Source organism: Ruegeria sp. CDSA193 (assembly GCF_059611885.1).
In genome coordinates this window covers 44,023-57,004 of the sequence record NZ_JBXWPN010000011.1, presented here as the reverse complement: position 1 = coordinate 57,004, position 12,982 = coordinate 44,023, and the positions used below count along the sequence as shown (strand labels likewise).

13 protein-coding genes are annotated in these 12,982 nt (G+C 57.1%); 4 read left to right on the top strand and 9 right to left on the bottom strand.

The genetic code is table 11. The annotated features are described in order from the left end of the window. Nucleotides 1–23: 23 nt before the first annotated feature. The 6 genes from AC2FLG_RS18405 to AC2FLG_RS18380 all read right to left on the bottom strand — a co-directional run bounded on the left by AC2FLG_RS18405 (nucleotide 24) and on the right by AC2FLG_RS18380 (nucleotide 6,219). Entirely contained in the window at nucleotides 24–491 is a 468-nt protein-coding gene (locus tag AC2FLG_RS18405) for an Hsp20 family protein (protein WP_142638359.1), read from the bottom strand. Between the two features lie 122 nt (nucleotides 492–613). Next, a complete protein-coding gene (locus AC2FLG_RS18400) occupies nucleotides 614–1,387 on the bottom strand; it encodes a trypsin-like serine peptidase (protein ID WP_496692695.1) in 774 nt (257 codons plus the stop codon). Nucleotides 1,388–1,425: 38 nt separating this feature from the next. Beyond that, nucleotides 1,426–2,217, bottom strand: coding sequence for a trypsin-like serine peptidase (locus AC2FLG_RS18395; protein ID WP_282022199.1), 792 nt, complete (start codon nucleotides 2,215–2,217; stop codon nucleotides 1,426–1,428). Nucleotides 2,218–2,322: 105 nt separating this feature from the next. After that, nucleotides 2,323–3,645, bottom strand: a complete 1,323-nt coding sequence (glcF, locus tag AC2FLG_RS18390; RefSeq protein WP_496707449.1) for a glycolate oxidase subunit GlcF — start codon at nucleotides 3,643–3,645, stop codon at nucleotides 2,323–2,325. A gap of 4 nt (nucleotides 3,646–3,649) precedes the next feature. Then, nucleotides 3,650–4,750: an FAD-binding protein gene (locus AC2FLG_RS18385; protein WP_496707447.1), complete on the bottom strand. Its 1,101-nt coding sequence runs from the start codon at nucleotides 4,748–4,750 to the stop codon at nucleotides 3,650–3,652. Nucleotides 4,751–4,764: 14 nt separating this feature from the next. Next, complete coding sequence (locus AC2FLG_RS18380) at nucleotides 4,765–6,219, bottom strand: FAD-linked oxidase C-terminal domain-containing protein (protein WP_496707446.1); 1,455 nt, start codon at nucleotides 6,217–6,219, stop codon at nucleotides 4,765–4,767. 82 nt (nucleotides 6,220–6,301) lie between these two features. Between AC2FLG_RS18380 and AC2FLG_RS18375 the strand changes: the two genes are divergently transcribed. Then, a complete protein-coding gene (locus AC2FLG_RS18375; RefSeq protein ID WP_496697322.1) occupies nucleotides 6,302–7,012 on the top strand; it encodes a DUF599 domain-containing protein in 711 nt (236 codons plus the stop codon). Between the two features lie 230 nt (nucleotides 7,013–7,242). On the opposite strand, the gene AC2FLG_RS18370 is transcribed toward AC2FLG_RS18375, so the two are convergent. Continuing rightward, entirely contained in the window at nucleotides 7,243–8,778 is a 1,536-nt protein-coding gene (locus tag AC2FLG_RS18370) for a winged helix-turn-helix domain-containing protein (RefSeq protein WP_496707444.1), read from the bottom strand. Between the two features lie 131 nt (nucleotides 8,779–8,909). Here AC2FLG_RS18370 and AC2FLG_RS18365 point away from each other — a divergent pair, with 131 nt between their 5' ends. The 3 genes from AC2FLG_RS18365 (at nucleotide 8,910) to AC2FLG_RS18355 (ending at nucleotide 12,019) form a co-directional block, all read left to right on the top strand. Then, the gene (locus AC2FLG_RS18365; protein ID WP_496707442.1) at nucleotides 8,910–9,956 is read left to right on the top strand and encodes a PLP-dependent cysteine synthase family protein; all 1,047 of its coding nucleotides are present in this window, start codon (nucleotides 8,910–8,912) and stop codon (nucleotides 9,954–9,956) included. Beyond that, nucleotides 9,956–11,434 carry a pyridoxal phosphate-dependent decarboxylase family protein gene (locus tag AC2FLG_RS18360; RefSeq protein ID WP_496707440.1) on the top strand — a complete coding sequence of 493 codons (1,479 nt, stop codon included), beginning with the start codon at nucleotides 9,956–9,958 and terminating at the stop codon, nucleotides 11,432–11,434. The genes AC2FLG_RS18365 and AC2FLG_RS18360 overlap by 1 nt, the downstream gene beginning before the upstream one ends. 237 nt (nucleotides 11,435–11,671) lie before the next feature. After that, a complete protein-coding gene (locus tag AC2FLG_RS18355) occupies nucleotides 11,672–12,019 on the top strand; it encodes a hypothetical protein (protein ID WP_142638371.1) in 348 nt (115 codons plus the stop codon). Between the two features lie 2 nt (nucleotides 12,020–12,021). Here AC2FLG_RS18355 and AC2FLG_RS18350 read toward each other — a convergent pair whose 3' ends face one another. Both AC2FLG_RS18350 and rlmH read right to left on the bottom strand, forming a co-directional pair. Further along, on the bottom strand, nucleotides 12,022–12,507 hold the full coding sequence (locus AC2FLG_RS18350; protein WP_142638373.1) for a flavodoxin family protein: 486 nt from the start codon (nucleotides 12,505–12,507) through the stop codon (nucleotides 12,022–12,024). 1 nt (nucleotide 12,508) lies between these two features. After that, nucleotides 12,509–12,979: a 23S rRNA (pseudouridine(1915)-N(3))-methyltransferase RlmH gene (gene rlmH / locus AC2FLG_RS18345; protein WP_142638374.1), complete on the bottom strand. Its 471-nt coding sequence runs from the start codon at nucleotides 12,977–12,979 to the stop codon at nucleotides 12,509–12,511. Nucleotides 12,980–12,982: the final 3 nt, after the last annotated feature.

Below are 12,982 nucleotides of genomic sequence, written 5' to 3'. Positions count from 1 at the left end.
CCGCGGCGTGGTGACTGACTGCCTCAGTTTACGGCTTTGGCGTCAACCACATCCTTTTCGATGGCCTTGCTGGACGAAATCTCGATCCGGCGGGCTTTCAGCGCTTCGGGCACTTCGCGCTTGAGATCGATATTCAGCATGCCGTTCTCATGGCTGGCACCGGTGACACGAACGTGGTCGGCAAGGGCAAAACGGCGCTCGAACGCGCGGGTGGCGATGCCGCGGTGCAGATAGCTGCGATCTTTGTCTTCTGCAGTTTTCTTACCGGCGACGACCAACGAATTCTCTTTCACTTCGACCGAAAGATCGGCCTCGGAAAAACCGGCAACTGCAACCGAGATACGATAGGTGTCGACATCGGTTTTTTCGATGTTGTAGGGCGGATAGCTGGGTTGAGCCACATCATTGGTCAGAACGCGATCCATCATGTCAGCGATCTGGTCAAAACCTACGGTGGCGCGGTGCAGCGGTGCAAAGTCAAATGTACGCATATGTCGTATCCTCATGTTTGAGCGATGAACGTAATGCCCTCCGATCGGACGGGCGTTCGATTGTCTCAGGCCCCGTTTGCGGCGGCCCGATACATTTGACATGGGAAACGTTCTGGTCGAGTTCAACCCCCTCCCGAGCTGATGAATTTCGCACCGGTGTCCGACTTGCCTGATCCCACCTGCAATCGCTTTATTGTCGCCTTTGGTTTAGGGGCATCCCGGCGCAGAGTCGCCTTCAGATCGGCCACAATTTCCTGCAATTCCATGCCGAATCCCACTTTCTGCCGACCATCCGTACCAACTGCAGAGACTACAGAAAGTATTTGCCAGCGCGGACCGTTTCGCGCCAACAGGGCCGAACCCGAGGACCCAAAGGTAATGTCGCAGTTGAATGTGATCAGGCCCTGATAGCGCTGCAGGATTTTGCAGGACCGTTCCCGCGTAATCGCATTCGATCGGCCCCGACCATACGATGCAAGACTGACCTCATCTCCCGCCACGCGCCCGTTATGCAACGCAAAGGGATCGGCCACGGAATAGGGGATCGGTTGATCCAGCCGCATCAACGCGACATCAACGCGCACGGCATCGGGCGACAGTTGAGCGAAACGTGTGTAATCCGGATGTGCCGCGATCTGCACCACCTTGCGATCTGCCAACGCAGTTCCGTCGCTTAGCCCTGCCCGAAAGGTTACCTGCCCCGGCCCATAGGGTTGACCGGTTCTTTTGTCCAAGGCGCAATGGGCCGCGGTCAGTACCAGATCCTGTGCGATCAACGTACCCGTACAAAACCCCTCGGAGCCGATATCCAGGCGGCCGACGGCCTCCCAGCCATATAGGTCATCGCGGTCGGTGAGTTTGCGTTTTGCACTTTGCGCCTGGGACATCGTTGTCATCATAGACAGGCATAAAAACAGACTTGCCCAAAATCGCATCATGGCCGGACGAACCTGGCGCCAATATGACGGCTTGCCGAATCGCCGGTTTCCGAGCCGCTGAATCCGCGCCCGGCGGACAGTTCACTCCGCAGCAAAGGCAGCGAAACCTCGACTGCGGTACCTATGGCCACAGGCTCGCCATTGAATTCCGCCTTGGCCGCCACGACCGAGACGATCCGTGGTCTTTCGCCCTCGAACGCAAATACCGGGGCGCCGGAGGATCCAAACTCGACATCACAGGACAGGACAAGAACCTCGGAAACGCCGGTCACGACCGAGCAGACCTCTTGCAGTGATGGCGCCTCGGCGCGGTCCTTCGCATAGGACACAACCCCAACTTCCTGTCCGCGAACGGGCCGATCGCCGGTATCAAATGGAATGACCGAGGTACTGCGGATTGGCTGCCATAGCTCGATCAGCGCAATATCGCTACCGATCCGGTTGGTCGGGGTTTCGTCGTCGTAAAAGTAATCGGGGTGAATCACCGCCCTGCGCGCCGCACGATAGGCTGATGCCCGACCCAGACGCCAGGCGGCAAGAAATTCGACCTTAGACAGGTCAATACGTTGGCCTGTGGCCTTATCATAAAGACAATGCGCTGCCGTCAGCACCTGGTTCTGCGCAATCAGCGTCGCGGTGCAGAATGCTTCGCCGTCAATATTCAAGCGCCCGACAGCCATCCAGGCCCGCCCGGCATCGGTGGTGTCCAGACTTTTCAGCCCGCTATCCTGCGCCATTGCGGCCATCGGCATCAGTGCCAGCGCAAAAGCCTTGATCCAGTTTCTCAAGCGGTTCTCCGGCGTTTCTTTCGGCACATACTCCTAGCTGTGGGGTACGGCGAAAATAGGGCCGGTACGTTTCGCGCCTAGCTGATGCAACCCTGCATCAGGCAGCTACCGCAGGATCGGCACCGCTGTTCCCGCCTTTTGACCGTGCTGCATCGCGCGCGGCAAAGGCCCACCGGTAGCCCAATCCAACAGCTCGACCGTGTGCAGAATGGGTATCTGCGTGGCCGAACCGATCTGCATCATGCAACCAATATTGCCTGCAGCGATAACATCGGGGTTCTTAGCCTCAAGCGTCCGAACCTTGCGTTGCTTTAACTGACCCGAGATTTCGGGCTGCATCAGGTTATAGGTCCCGGCGCTGCCACAGCACAGATGGCTGTCTGAAGGCTCTAACACGGTGAAACCCGCGTTCTTCAGCAGGTCTTTGGGATGGTTTTTGATCTTTTGCCCATGCTGCAAAGAACAAGCGGCATGATAGGCGACGGTCATGCCCTTGTGCTGGCCTCCGGGCAGGTCCAGCTGCACCAGCAATTCGCTGATATCCATGGCAATCTCCGAAACCCGCGCGGCATCTGCCGCCAAAGCCTCGTTTCGGAACATGTGCCCGTAATCCTTGACGGTCGTACCACAACCCGAGGTGTTGATGACGACGGCATCCAGCCCCTGGCCATCGATCTCATTGGTCCAGGCCTGTATATTGGCCGCCGCCGCTTTGTGGCTGTCAGCCACCTTGCCCATGTGATGGGTCAGCGCACCACAGCATCCCGCGCCTTTGGCCACAACGACTTCGCAGCCCAGCCGGGTCAGCAGGCGAATCGTGGCATCGTTGATATCCGTGTTCAGCGCCTTTTGGGCGCAGCCTGTCATCAGTGCCACGCGCTTTTTCGGCGCTCCTTTAGGGGCAAAGCGTTGCGGGTCATCGTTGCGGCTGACCGGAGGGATATGTTTTGGTGCCATCTCCAGCATCGCCCGCAGCCGCGCATCCGGCATCAGAAACCGAAAGGGACGGCCCAGCTTGGCCCCGATCAGGGCCCAGCGAAACCGCGTCGGATAGGGCAGAATCTGCGCCAGAACCCAACGCAGAAGGCGATCGGTCAGTGGGCGTTTGTAGTTTTGCTCGATATACCCGCGCGCGTGATCGACCAGGTGCATATAGTGAACGCCCGACGGACAGGTGGTCATGCAGGCCAAACAGGACAGGCAGCGGTCGATATGTTTGACGGTTTTCTCATCCGGGACACGCTCATTCTCAAGCATGTCCTTGATCAGGTAGATCCGTCCGCGCGGGCTGTCGAGCTCATCCCCCAGCACCTGATAAGTCGGGCAGGTGGCAGTACAAAAGCCGCAATGAACACAGCTGCGCAGGATCTGGTTCGATCTCTGGATCGCCGGATCCTGCAGCTGTTTTTCGGTGAAATCTGTCTGCATTACCCTACCCCATCAGCCCCGGGTTAAACATCCCTCGGGGATCAAATTTCGCCCGAATGCCTTTTATTAGAGCCTGTGTAGCTACACTCTCAGGCTGGAACCGGCCCAGCCGCTCGACCATTTCCGCATCGCCGCGCACAAGGGTTGCATGACCAGAAAAAGTGCCAAGACGCGCCCGCAAATCGGTTCCCGCAGGAAGACGCAGCCAGATCAGACCCCCGCCCCAGTCGTAGAGCACCTGTTCAGCCTCGGCCCGCGCCGCGATCATCGGGGCGTCACCGGGCGTGACAGACAGACGCCACACGTCGCCAGCCTTGCCCCGGAACGCGTGAACATCGCGGATCGCCGTCCACAGCGTTGCCGGTTCATCGACATTTGCGATCTGGCCGAACCCAGACAGTTCGGATGTCAGCCTCTCGGTTCTGTAAGCGACGGAATCGGCAAAACCTTCGACTCTAATTAAGGCCTTTTCGCCTTCCGGGTCATAAGCTGCGCCAGTGACCTCGAACGGAGATCTAAGCGCTGCGGACAGCGTTTTTATCGCTGCTTCTGCATTAGATACGGTCACTGACAGCGTTGCTGTGTGTTCTGGCTTGGGCAGGACTTTCAGCGATACTTCGGTCAGCACGCCCAACGTTCCCCAGGACCCACACATCAGCTTGACCAGATCATAGCCAGTGACATTCTTCATCACCCGCCCGCCATTTTTGATCACCTGCCCGGTGCCATCGACATATCGCACCCCCAGCAAGAAATCGCGACATGCGCCTGCCTGAATGCGGCGCGGCCCCGAGATGTTAGCAGCAACCACACCGCCGATGGTCGGTTCGCCTTGGGTGCCCAACAGGCTGCGATGGTCCATCGGCTCAAAGGCCAGTTGCTGGCCCTCGGCCTCCAATGCGGCCTCAACCTCGGCCAACTGTGTCCCGGCCTGCGCAACCAGCGTCAGGGCACCGGGTTCATACAGTGTGATGCCTGTCAGCCTGCTGGTCTCAATCACTTCGTCAGGCCCCGCGATACCACGGGTGCCGCCGCCGGCGATACGCACGGCGCCTGTCAACCCGGCCACCATCTGGGCCAGTTCAGTTTCTGACGTGGGTTTCATCATATTTCTCTTTGTTAGAGCCTATTTGCAGCCATTTGCGGGTCGCGACGGGATTCGGAGGCATCCAGCGGGAACACTTTGGCGGGGTTCAGCAACCATCCTGGATCGAACACATCCTTAACCGCCATCTGCGCCTCAAGATCGGCAGGGGCATATTGATGATGCATCAGATCGCGCTTTTCAATTCCCACACCGTGCTCACCGGTCAGGCAACCGCCCTCATCCACACAAAGTTTCAGGATTTCCGCCCCGAACGCCTCACATTTTTCGAGGTCGCCGGGTTTATTGGCATCAAACAGGATCAAAGGGTGCATGTTCCCGTCGCCGGCATGGAATACATTTCCAACCGGCAGGCCGAACTCATCGCTCAGCTCACCAATCCGGCGCAATACGGCGGGCAGCGCCGATACCGGGATGGTCCCATCCAGGCACATATAGTCGTTCATCTGCCCCATGGCGCCAAAGGCCGATTTGCGGCCCAACCAGATCCGGGCGCTTTCATCCGCCGACTGGCTCTCGCGCAGCTCGACCGGATCGTGGCGTTTTGCAATCTCGACAATCTTGGCCAGCTGGCTGTCGATCTCGGCCTCCGAGCCTTCGACCTCGACAATCAACAATGCTTCGCATTCCGGATACCCGGCATGTGCAAAGTTTTCGCAGGCCTGAATGCACAGGCGATCCATGAACTCAATCGCAACAGGCAAGATACCGGACTTGATGATGTCCGAAACGCATTGGCCTGCGATTTCATTGTCATCAAACCCCATCAGGACGGGCCGTGCGCCTTCTGGCTTGCGCAGGATGCGCAGGGTCGCTTCGGTGACGACGCCCAGTTGCCCTTCGGACCCGCAGATCACCCCCAGCAGCTCAAGACCCGGCGCGTCCAGATGAGCGCCACCGATTTCGACTACGCAGCCATCCATCATCACCAGGGTCACACCCAGCAGGTTGTTCGTGGTCACCCCGTATTTCAGGCAATGCGCCCCGCCGGAATTCATCGCGATATTGCCCGCAATCGCGCAAGCCAGTTGCGACGACGGATCGGGGGCATAAAAGAAATCCTCTTCCTCGACCGCGCCGGTGACACTCAGGTTGGTGCGCCCAGTCTGGACCTTGATGAATCGGTTGTCATAATCAACCTCTAGCACGTCGTTCATCCGGGCCACGCCCAGTATGACGCAATCAGCTGTTGGCAGCGCGCCCCCGGCCAGCGACGTACCCGCACCACGCGGTACCACCGGCACGCCTTCGTCATGGCAAATGCGCAAGATATCCGAGACCTGCTGCGTGGTCGAAGGCAAAACCGCCAGCATCGGCGGGCATCTATAGGCGGTCAAAGCATCACATTCATAGGCGCGTGTCTCGGCCGGGTCATGAATGATCGCGTCGTCCGGCAGAACCCCCGACAGGCGCGCCACCACCGCATCTTTGCGACGCAGGACATCAGGGCTTGGCTTTGGCATTTCCATGGCAGGCTCCTTGGTTTGGTAAAATAATATTACCAATTTGTCAGTATGGCAAGTTCCGACTTCCGGAAGTACTGTCACGGCCATGACCTGGATTGACCGCGCCGCTCTGTTTGCCCCTTTGGATTTTGCCGCCATAACGCTGATGATGGGGGCCTGGCTGTGCCTTGGGTGGATGATCGAAAACCCGTCGCCAAAGAAGCGGTCAGTGGCCTTGATGATGGATGAGTATCGCCGCGACTGGATGCGCGAGATGGTCACACGCCAGCCAAGGATGTTTGACGCGCAGGTCGTGGCCACGATGCGGCAAGGCAGTACCTTCTTTGCCTCGACCACGATGATTGCCATCGGTGGGGGACTGGCCCTGCTGGGCAATACCGAGCGTCTGGCCGGTGTCGCCAGTGATCTGGCCATCGGCAGCTTTCCAGCCCTGGTGTGGGAGATCAAGATACTCGCCGTCGTGCTGCTGCTGGCCAATGCCTTTCTGAAATATGTCTGGGCGCATCGTCTGTTCGGCTATTGCGCGGTACTGATGGCCGCGGTCCCGAATGAGCCCGAAAATCCCATCGCCTATCCCCGCGCCACGCAATCGGCCGAGATCTGTGTCACCGCCGCCCGCAGCTTTAACCGCGGGCTGCGCTCTACCTATTTCGCACTGGCCTTGCTTGCATGGTTTCTGGGACCACTCGCGTTGATCGTCGGCACAGTTATCACTGCAGGCCTGCTTTACCGACGCGAATTCGCCTCGCAATCCCGCGCGATCCTACTGGCACAGGCAGACAATACGCCGTCGTGATCTAATGCCATGGCTGTGGCGTTACTGCGCCGCCTTTAGTTCTTCCTTGCGAGCAGGTTTTCGTGTGGGTCGAAACGGACTTTTTGATCAACGCACAATGAATTGCCGATTTGAGCCCAAAATGCCGATTGCTGCGCCTCAATCCAATGACTAGTTATCGTTGGTAACGGCGCTCATTACTTTTTGGTCGCCCACCAAAACCAATCACGGCGCTGATTTCTGACGTAATCCTAAAATCCTAACGCTGTGAGCGCTGCACGTGTTGTGTTTCTTGCCTCACCCTTAGGAAGGGGGAAGGCCGCGAAAAAATGATCTAGTGACGCGTCCGGGCGACGCTTGCGGGCGCAATCAGCAAATCTACGGCCGTCTTCTATGTTTCCATTCGCCTGATGGGCCATAGCCGCTAACATATCGATGAGGAAATGCGCGCCGGGTGTGCGTGCAGACAGATCCCCCCAATGCGCGGCCTCTTCCCATTGGCAACTGTTGATCCGTGCCCATGCTTTCATGCCGTGCATTCCATAGAGCAACGGGTCTAGCGGGCTGAGACGCGTCGCCAGATCTGCACGTTGGTCAATGTTATCACTGACGCCGTTCAACGCTTGCACTAGACCGAGCGAGTAGTGACCCTGCGCATAATTTGGATTTAGCGAAACAGCCTGTTGCAAGTAATGCACCGCGGTATCCAAATCTTGCTGAATCCAATAGCTCCGCCCAAGCACAAAATTGGAAAACGGGTCATCGGGGGCCTGTTCCATTGCCCGTTCAGCAGCAGATAAGGCATCCTGAGCGGCAACACCGCGATCAGCGCCGAAACCGGTAAACGCCCTCTGGAAAGAAACGAAAGAAAGCCCGGCATGGGCACGTGCAAAATTGGGTGCCCGGGCAAGAGCTTCTTTGAAATATCTGGCAGACAAAGCGTTGTCTTCTTGGGTGAACCGATAAATGTGGTTTAGTCCAAGGTGGAAAAAGCTCCAGGCGTCGAGGGATTCAATATCCTGCCGTCGGGCCTCGGCGGCCTGGTGGCGCGGAACATGGAGTTCGACCGCTGCTACTACAGAATTGGTGACATCGGCCTTGATAGAAAAAATGTCATCAATCAGGCCAGTGTAGCGATCAGCCCAGATCACTTGTCCGGAATCCGCAGCAGCAAGCACCGGAGACACGGTCAGATTTGGTCCGTTAATCTCGACGCTACCCGACAGCACATATCTTACATCTAACTGCTCGCGCACACTTTGCGTGTTTGCAACGCTACCGAGTTGGAAACTTGAGGCGCGCGCAATGACCGTCACCCACTTTGTCAGCGACAACGACACAATCAATTCATGTGCAAGGGCCGGAGCGATCACCCTAGCCTGATCTGTTTCTCCAAAGGCCTGAAACGGCAACACGGCAATGGATGGAGCGACCCCTTCATTGATGATCAGCGTCTCTGCGAGGTTTGCGTCGACCTTTTTGGTCACCGGCAATTCGAACCGAAAGCCCTGTCCCCGGATCGTGCGGATGATGCGTTGCGTTTTCCCGTCATCCCCCAAAGCGGCACGGGCAGATCGGATACGGCTTGCAATAGCGGCGTCTGAAATTGGTGCGCCATTCCAGATTTTGGTGACAATTTCGTCCAATGTCGTCACGCGCGAGCCGTTTTGGACCAATAAGCTCAGCAACAGGAAAACTTGCCGTTCAAGGTGAACGCCTTGACCGTCCGAATACCGCAATTCAGCGGCAGCGTGGTCCAGCTCAAAATTGCCAAAACAGAATTTCATGCAAGAAATCTATCAGAAGTCGCGGAATTCTACACCATTTCTACAAGCTGTCTGCAAGCTTGTGCGCGAACCATCGGGCAAAGTCAGTACATTAATGCAGAACATCATCCATTCAAAGAGGGGCCAGGAAAGTGATTTACGCAAATATCAACGAAACAATCGGACAAACGCCGGTAGTCCGGATCAACAATCTGGCACCAGATCACGTAGAGCTTTTTGTCAAAGCCGAATTTTTCAACCCCGCAGCATCTGTCAAAGACAGGCTAGCGCTTAGCATTATCGAAGAGGCCGAAAATAGCGGTGCACTAAAACCGGGCCAAACGGTTGTTGAGGCAACCAGCGGCAACACCGGAATTGGTCTGGCGATGGTGTGTGCTGCAAAGGGCTATCCATTGGTGATCGTAATGGCGGACAGTTTTTCCGTCGAACGGCGGCGCCTCATGCGGGTGTTGGGGGCGAAAGTGGTGCTGACACCGCGGGCCGAAAAGGCGATAGGAATGTACAACAAGGCGGTGGAGCTGGCCGAGGCCAACGGTTGGTTTCTGGCCCGTCAATTTGAAACGGACGCGAATGCAAAAGTTCATGAAATGACAACAGGTCCGGAAATTATCGCAGATTTCAAGGATAAGCGGCTGACGCATTTTGTAACGGGATTTGGCACAGGAGGGACATTGACCGGAGTTGCGCGCGTGCTGCGCCGCGAGTCACCCGATACCCGGATTATCCTGACCGAACCTGAAAATGCCGGACTCGTAGGAAGTGGGATTGCGCAGGATCGCAATTCTGATGGAAGCCCTGCCGCCGGTCATTCAGCTTGGCAACCGCACCCGTTTCAAGGTTGGTCACCTGACTTTATCCCGGCTGTGTTGCAAGAAGCTTTGGACAACGGATCATTTGACGAACTGATGCCTGTCGCCGGTCCTGGCGCGATCAAAATGGCACAGCAGCTTGCCCAGAAAGAGGGCATTCTGACGGGGGTGTCAGGTGGCGGCACGGTTCTGGCAGCACTGCAAGTTGCTAAGACCGCCCCTGAAGGATCCGTTATTTTGGCGATGTTGCCAGATACGGCTGAACGCTATCTTTCGACGCCTTTGTTTGACGACATCGAGGCCGAGATGACCGACGAGGAACGCGCGATTTCCCTGTCCACACCAAGTGCGCAAATGGCGGGCGAGTAATGGACAGAATGCTGCATCAGGAAGAAACACTCGACCCGGAAGACTGGGAGGCCATGCGTGTCACGGCGTACCGCATGGTGGATGAAGCTGTGTTTCGGCTTTCCAATGTGCGCGAATCTCCTGTTTGGCAAAACATGCCAGACAGCGTGCGCGCGACATACAAAGAAGCGCTACCGAGATCGGGAATGCCACTTGATACAGTCTTTGAAGAGATGAAAACCAACTTGCTGCCCTATCCAATGGGTAACATCCATCCCAGATTTTGGATGTGGTATATGGGTGCCAGCAATTTCACCGGCGCTCTCGGCGACTTTTTAGCTGCCATTCTGGGGTCAAACCTCGGCGGCGGAAATCACGCCGCAGCCCTTATGGACCAGCAAGTGGTGGACTGGCTCAAGACCATGGTCGGGTTCCCGGCTGGTGCTAGTGGAACCTTGACCAGTGGTGGCTCCGTAGCCAACCTGATAGGCCTCACGGTTGCGCGCAACACAGCGCTCGGCCAGCAAACCATCAGGGAACATGGGGTCGGCGGTGCTAGGCTAGCGTTTTATGCGTCCGATCAGGTTCATGGCTGCCATCTGACTGCAATGGAAGTGCTGGGCCTTGGATCAAATTCCCTGCGGTGCCTGCCATCCCGATCAGACTATACGATGGACGTTACAGCCTTGCGTGCACAGATTGCCGAAGACCGCGCGCATGGCATCCAGCCAGTCGCCATTATCGCAACAGCTGGAACTATCAACACCGGCGCAATTGACGATTTGTCCGCACTCGCAGATGTGTCCCGGCGCGAAGGTCTCTGGCTTCACGTGGACGGTTGCATCGGAGCACTAGCCGCTATCGCTCCTAAAAACGGAGTTAAGCTAAACGGTCTGGACAAAGCTGACTCTGTTGCGCTGGACCCACATAAATGGCTGCATGCACCGTTTGAGGTTGGCTGTTGTGTGGTCAAAGACAAATCGCAACATGTTGATACTTTCGCACTTAGCCAGTCATACCTGGAGAAGGAACCACGTGGCGTCGCCGCTGCCGATTGGCTACATGATTTTGGCATTCAGACATCGCGCGGGTTCCGAGCGCTTAAGGTTTGGATGAGCCTGAAGGAACATGGTGTCGAAAAATTTGGTCGGCTGATCGACCAGAACATCAACCAAGCAGAGTATCTGGCGGATCGCATCCGAGTGGCACAGGATATCGAACTTTTAGCCGATCCTATGTTGGACATCGTGTGCTTTCGCATTTGCCTGCCCAATATGACGGAATCCAATCTCGAAGCCCTCAACCGAGAAGTCATGCTGCGACTGCAGGAAGATGGGGTTGCGGCGCTCTCTGACACGAGAGTTGGTTCAACTTATGCGCTGCGCTGCGCCATTTCCAATCACCGAACGCAACTGAGTGATTTTGACATACTTATAGAGCAAATAGAGGAATTGATCCCGACATGCAGATCGACCTTGCCCGATAACGAACCATACTGAAGCTATTGGTTGTGCGTGCAAACTACGTTTCATGTGATGCTCTGATACTATAGTGATTGCAACTGGTTGCATAGAAGTTGCCCACGTGCTGTTGGCGATCTGGCAGCACTAGGATGTCGGTTTGCTGCCGTGGACAATTCCCCAGCCCTCCGTTTGGAGTCGGATCTACCCGCGTAAAACGCTATGCAGCCAAAAAGAAAACCTTTGTGGGGCCCGCCAAGAGTTTAGGATCGAAACATGCGATATGTGATTCTCTGCACCTTTCTGGCCAGCCCCACCCTAGCCGATCCGCCAACGATCGAGCAGGTCAACGCCTCGTCCAGCGGTGGCAGTTGGCGTTTCGACGTGACGATCCGGCATCCGGACACCGGATGGGATCACTATGCCGATGGCTGGCGTGTGCTGGATATGGACGGGAATGAGCTGGGGATGCGTGTGTTGCATCACCCGCATGAGACGGAACAGCCCTTTACCCGCTCGCTGGGCGGGGTGGCAATTCCGGATGGTACATCTCAGGTCCAGATACAGGCCCGTTGCAGCGTGGATGGCTGGGCAGACGAAACCATTGTTGTGCCGCTGAACTGACCTCAGAATACGCCCAACGCCAGCCCTGCGGCCATCGCCTGCCCCAAGTCGCGGCATGTCTGCAGTGCTTCTTCGGGGATGCGTTTTTCGGCTAGGATCGCCTCGGGCGTTTGTGCATGGGTGCATATGATCAACGGCAACTGAACTTCTTTCAGCCGCCATCCGGTTGCAATTCGGGCCGTCTGTCGTGCCGCATTCTGCCCGTCGGACCCGGCACAGATCATCTGGGCAAAGGGGCGACCTTCGATGCGACCAAGAACCGGATAATAACAGCGGTCGTAAAACTCTTTCATCACGCCCGAAATCGCCGCCAGGTTTTCGGGTGCGCAGAAGATATAGCCATCTGCGGCCAGCAGATCTTGGGGTCCGGCCCGCTCTGCGGGCTTCAAAACGGTGTCGGCCTCATCGTGCGCACCTTCGGCAGCAGCTTCGGCCATCTGCCGGGCGCCGCCGGTGCGTGAATGGTAAACGATCAATAGCTGCGCCATGTCAGACCCGGTGATAGGGACCGCCCGACAGGATGGTTGCGGCCCGATAAAGTTGCTCGGCCAGCATCACACGGACCAGCATGTGGGGCCAGACCATGGACCCGAAAGAGATGGAGAAATCCGCCTCGGCGCGCAGATCAGGGTCTATTCCGTCGGCACCGCCAATAAGCAGCGCCAGATCCTGCCGCCCCGCATCACGCCAACCTCCCAGTTTTTGTGCAAAATCGGGCGAGGACATCACCCGCCCCCGTTCATCCAGCGTGCAGATTACGGTGCCTTTGGGCAGCGCCTTGCGCAGCAATGTGGCCTCGGCCCCAATCCCTGCGTTTTTCTTGTCTTCGACCTCGATCACCCGCGCAGGCCCAAGGCCCAGCGCGCGGCCGGTCCGATCAAATCGGGTCAGGTAATCATCAAGCAGGGACTTTTCGGGTCCGGCGCGCAATCGCCCGACCGCAACTATGCTGATCCGCATATC

Excerpts from the sequence above, each read along its gene's own strand:
- AC2FLG_RS18350 (WP_142638373.1), bottom strand. The coding sequence starts at position 12,507 with ATGGCGCAGCTATTGATCGTTTACCATTCACGCACCGGCGGCGCCCGG.
- glcF (WP_496707449.1), bottom strand. The coding sequence starts at position 3,645 with ATGCAGACAGATTTCACCGAAAAACAGCTGCAGGATCCGGCGATCCAG.
- AC2FLG_RS18405 (WP_142638359.1), bottom strand. The coding sequence starts at position 491 with ATGCGTACATTTGACTTTGCACCGCTGCACCGCGCCACCGTAGGTTTT.
- rlmH (WP_142638374.1), bottom strand. The coding sequence starts at position 12,979 with ATGCGGATCAGCATAGTTGCGGTCGGGCGATTGCGCGCCGGACCCGAA.
- AC2FLG_RS18360 (WP_496707440.1), top strand. The coding sequence starts at position 9,956 with ATGGACAGAATGCTGCATCAGGAAGAAACACTCGACCCGGAAGACTGG.
- AC2FLG_RS18370 (WP_496707444.1), bottom strand. The coding sequence starts at position 8,778 with ATGAAATTCTGTTTTGGCAATTTTGAGCTGGACCACGCTGCCGCTGAA.
- AC2FLG_RS18355 (WP_142638371.1), top strand. The coding sequence starts at position 11,672 with ATGCGATATGTGATTCTCTGCACCTTTCTGGCCAGCCCCACCCTAGCC.
- AC2FLG_RS18380 (WP_496707446.1), bottom strand. The coding sequence starts at position 6,219 with ATGGAAATGCCAAAGCCAAGCCCTGATGTCCTGCGTCGCAAAGATGCG.
- AC2FLG_RS18375 (WP_496697322.1), top strand. The coding sequence starts at position 6,302 with ATGACCTGGATTGACCGCGCCGCTCTGTTTGCCCCTTTGGATTTTGCC.
- AC2FLG_RS18385 (WP_496707447.1), bottom strand. The coding sequence starts at position 4,750 with ATGAAACCCACGTCAGAAACTGAACTGGCCCAGATGGTGGCCGGGTTG.
- AC2FLG_RS18400 (WP_496692695.1), bottom strand. The coding sequence starts at position 1,387 with ATGACAACGATGTCCCAGGCGCAAAGTGCAAAACGCAAACTCACCGAC.